Source organism: Kineococcus indalonis, from assembly GCF_009906395.1.
Lineage (GTDB): Bacteria > Actinomycetota > Actinomycetes > Actinomycetales > Kineococcaceae > Kineococcus > Kineococcus indalonis.
This window is the reverse complement of record NZ_JAAALM010000417.1, coordinates 1-3,645: the sequence shown is the minus strand read 5'-3', so window position 1 is coordinate 3,645 and position 3,645 is coordinate 1. Positions and strand designations below refer to the sequence as shown.

General features: G+C 78.5%; 3 protein-coding genes. All 3 read right to left on the bottom strand.

Translation table 11 applies throughout. From position 1 onward, the window contains the following. Positions 1-177: 177 nt before the first annotated feature. The gene (locus GTR00_RS16700; protein ID WP_323132552.1) at positions 178-1,146 is read right to left on the bottom strand and encodes an oxygenase MpaB family protein; all 969 of its coding nucleotides are present in this window, start codon (positions 1,144-1,146) and stop codon (positions 178-180) included. Between the two features lie 61 nt (positions 1,147-1,207). Then, positions 1,208-2,056: an HAD family hydrolase gene (locus GTR00_RS16695; RefSeq protein ID WP_323132551.1), complete on the bottom strand. Its 849-nt coding sequence runs from the start codon at positions 2,054-2,056 to the stop codon at positions 1,208-1,210. Between the two features lie 117 nt (positions 2,057-2,173). Further along, positions 2,174-3,445, bottom strand: coding sequence for a serine--tRNA ligase (serS, locus tag GTR00_RS16690; RefSeq protein ID WP_166612711.1), 1,272 nt, complete (start codon positions 3,443-3,445; stop codon positions 2,174-2,176). Positions 3,446-3,645: the final 200 nt, after the last annotated feature.

The following is a 3,645-nucleotide window of genomic DNA, read 5'->3' as shown; positions in this document are numbered from 1 at the left end:
GCACCGAGCCGTCCGGCCGCGCGCGGGCCGCGCACCGGCCGGACGGCTCGGTGCGCCGCCCCACCGCGACGGCCGCGTCGCCCCGACCTGGGGGACGTGCCCCTGAACCGGTTCGGTGAAACGTCCCACCGGCGGGTCGCCGGCGCTGCGCGCGGGCGCGGGGGTGCCCGCGCGGGCTCAGAGCCAGGCCGGGCGCGGGCCGGTGCCGGTGCGGAAGCGGCCGGCCTGTTCCCACGGCTCCCGGCCGGTCACCGCGCGCAGCGCCCGCAGCTGGGCGCGGGTGCCGGCCAGCCGCAGCCGCTCGCGCGGGCCGCGGGCGGTGCGCCCGGGCACCTGCGCCAGCGGCGCCAGCACCGGTGAGAGCAGCAGGCCCGCGGCGCCCGACAGGCCCGCGTAGAACGGCACCTCGGGGCGGGTCAGGCCCGGCGGGGCCAGCAGGAACCGGCGCAGGTCCGCCGGCACCGGCTCCAGCTGCGGCGCGAACGCGGCCAGCGCGTCCGCCAGCTCCGTCTCGCTGCCGGGCAGGTCGCAGGCGCCCAGGGCCTGCGCGGTGCGGGCCCACTCGCGCACGTACGCGTCGGCCCAGCGCGGCCCGAAGCGCGGCGCGAGGTCGGCGCCGAGCTCTCGGTGGGCGGCCAGGAAGGCGTCCGTGAAGGCCAGGTGCACCCAGCGCAGCAGCGCGGGGTCGCCCGCGGAGTAGGCGCGCCCGTCGGGCGCGGTGCCGCGCACCCGCCGGTGCACCCCGCGCACCCGCGCGCAGTCCCGCTCGGCCAGCTGCGCCGAGCCGAACGTGCACACCGCCAGCCAGCGGGCGGTGCCCGCCAGCCGGGCCCAGGGGTCGTGGCGGTAGTCGGAGTGGCCCAGCACCCCGGCCAGGGCCAGCGGGTGCGCGCCCTGCCCGAGCAGGGCGACCAGGCCGCCGACGAGGGTGGGCAGGCCGCCGTGCACCGCCCACACCACGCCCGCGGGGTCGAACCAGCCGTCGCGGCCGCCGACCGTGGCGATCTCGCGCACCCAGCCGGGCGCCCCGGTGGGGTCGCCGGCGACGCGGGCGCGGAAGGTGCGCCGCACCCGCTGCAGCGGCCCGGCCGGGGCGGGGCGGGAGGACCCGGTCGGCCCGGCCGGCCCGGTCGTGGTGCGGTGCACGCCCCGAGCCTCACCCGGACCCGGCCGCCGCGCACCCCGGGGCCGCGCGCCCCGGGGCCGCTCAGGAGGCGGCGCGGGCCTCGCGCTCGCCGGGGGCCTGGTCGTCCTGGCGCAGCAGGTCCTCCAGGACCTCGGCCAGGCCGTCGTCGTCGACGTGGCCGGTGACCTCGTCGGCGGCCTCGCGCACCTCCTGCGGGGCGTTGCCCATCGCGACGCCGCGCGCGGCCCACCGCAGCATCTCCACGTCGTTGCGCCCGTCGCCGACGGCGAGGGTCGCCGCGCGCGGCACGTCCAGGCGCAGGCGCACGTCCTCCAGGGCGCTGGCCTTGGTGACGCCGTCGGGGGCCAGGTCCAGCCACGCGGTCCAGCCCACCGAGTACGCCACGCCGTGCAGGCCCACGGACTCCACGAGCGCGCCGAACTCGGCGGAGGTGTGCTCGGGGCTGCGCACCACCACGCGCATCACGGGCTCGTCGAACATCTCCTCGAACGGGACGACCTCGACCTCGCCGGTCAGCTCGCCGTCGGGGAAGGGGGCGGTGACCTTGAACCCGCGGCCCAGCACCTCCACGGCGAACAGCCCGGTGGGGATGCTGTCGCGCAGGACGGCCGCGGCCCGGGAGGCGTCGAAGGTGTGCAGGGCCACCACGCGGTAGCCCTCGGGGGCCGAGGGGTCCAGCTCCACGGTGGCGGCGCCGTTGCTGCACACGCAGAAGCCCTCGTGCAGGCCCAGGCGCTGCAGCACCGGCAGCACCCCGTGCAGCGAGCGGCCGGTGGCCACCACGACGTGCGCCCCGGCGGCGGCGACCTGCTGCACCGCCTCCCGCACGCGGTCCGACATCGCCTCGTCGTGGTCGACGACCGTTCCGTCGACGTCGAGCGCGACCAGCGCGCCCCGCAGCCCGTTCACGGGGCCGACCCTAGTTCCCGGTGCCGCGGGCGGCTCGGCGGCACGGCCCGCGCCACCCGTCCGGGCGCCGCGCGGGGCGGGCGGGTGGCGCCCGGACGGGTGCGCGGGGGCGCGGCGTCAGGCGGGGGTGAGGACGTCCAGGCCCAGGTACGGGCGCAGCGCCTGCGGCACGCGCACCGAGCCGTCGGGCTGCTGGTGGTTCTCCAGGATCGCCACGATCCAGCGGGTGGTGGCCAGGGTGCCGTTCAGGGTGGCCACCGGCCGGGTGCCGCCCTCGCCCTCGACGCGCTCGCGCACGCCCAGGCGCCGGGCCTGGAACGTCGTGCAGTTCGAGGTGGAGGTGAGCTCCCGGTAGGCGCCCTGGGAGGGCACCCACGCCTCGCAGTCGAACTTGCGGGCGGCGGAGCTGCCCAGGTCGCCGGCGGCGGTGTCGATGACGCGGTAGGGCACCTCCACCGCGGCGAGCATGCCCTCCTCCAGCTCCAGCAGGCGGCGGTGCTCGGCGGCGGCGTCCTCGGGGCGGCAGAAGGAGAACATCTCCACCTTGTGGAACTGGTGCACGCGGATGATGCCGCGGGTGTCCTTGCCGTAGGAGCCGGCCTCGCGCCGGTAGCAGGCCGACCAGCCCGCGTAGCGCTTCGGGCCCGCCGCCAGGTCGAGGATCTCGTCGGCGTGGTAGCCGGCCAGCGCCACCTCGGAGGTGCCGGTGAGGTAGAGGTCGTCCTCCTCCAGGTGGTACACCTCCGCCGCGTGCGCGCCGAGGAAGCCGGTGCCGGCCATGACCTCCGGCTTGACCAGCGTCGGGGTGATCATCGGGGTGAAGCCCGCCTCGACGGCGCGGGCGACGGCGAGGTTCAGCAGCGCCAGCTCCAGGCGCGCCCCGACGCCGGTGAGGAAGTAGAACCGCGAGCCGGACACCTTCGCGCCGCGCTCGGTGTCGATGGCGCCGAGCAGCTCGCCCAGCTCCAGGTGGTCGCGCCACGCGGGCAGGCCCTCGGGCAGCGCGGGCTGCGCGCCGACCTCCTTGAGCACGACGTAGTCGTCCTCGCCGCCGGGCGGCACGCCGTCCTCGACGACGTTGGGGATCGAGCGCAGCGCCGCCTCGAACTCGGCGGCGGCGGCGTCGGCCTCGGCCTGGGCGGCCTTGACCTGCTCGGCGAGCTCCTTCACGCCCGCCAGCAGGGCCTGCTTCTCCTCGCCCACGGCCCTGGCCACGTCCTTGCCGCGGGACTTCTGCTCGGCGCGCAGCCGCTCGAACTCGGCGATGGCGCCGCGGCGGCGCACGTCGGCGGCGAGCGCGCGGTCGACGGCGGACTCGTCCTCGCCGCGGGCGCGCTGGCTGGCCTTGACGGCGTCCGGGTCGTCCCTCAGCAGTCGCAGGTCGATCACCCCGCCGACCCTAACGGAGCTGCGCGGGCGGCAGCACCGGCGCGGCGGCGCGCCCGCGGGGCCGCCGCGGGCCGCCCCGCGGGCGCGCCGCGGGGATCACCGCCCGGTAGCGTGCCCGGGTGGCGGGCGACCTGGGGGACGCGGGCGTGCTCGCCGTGGTGCTGGCGGTGCTGCTGGTGGTGACCGGCGCGCTGCTGGCG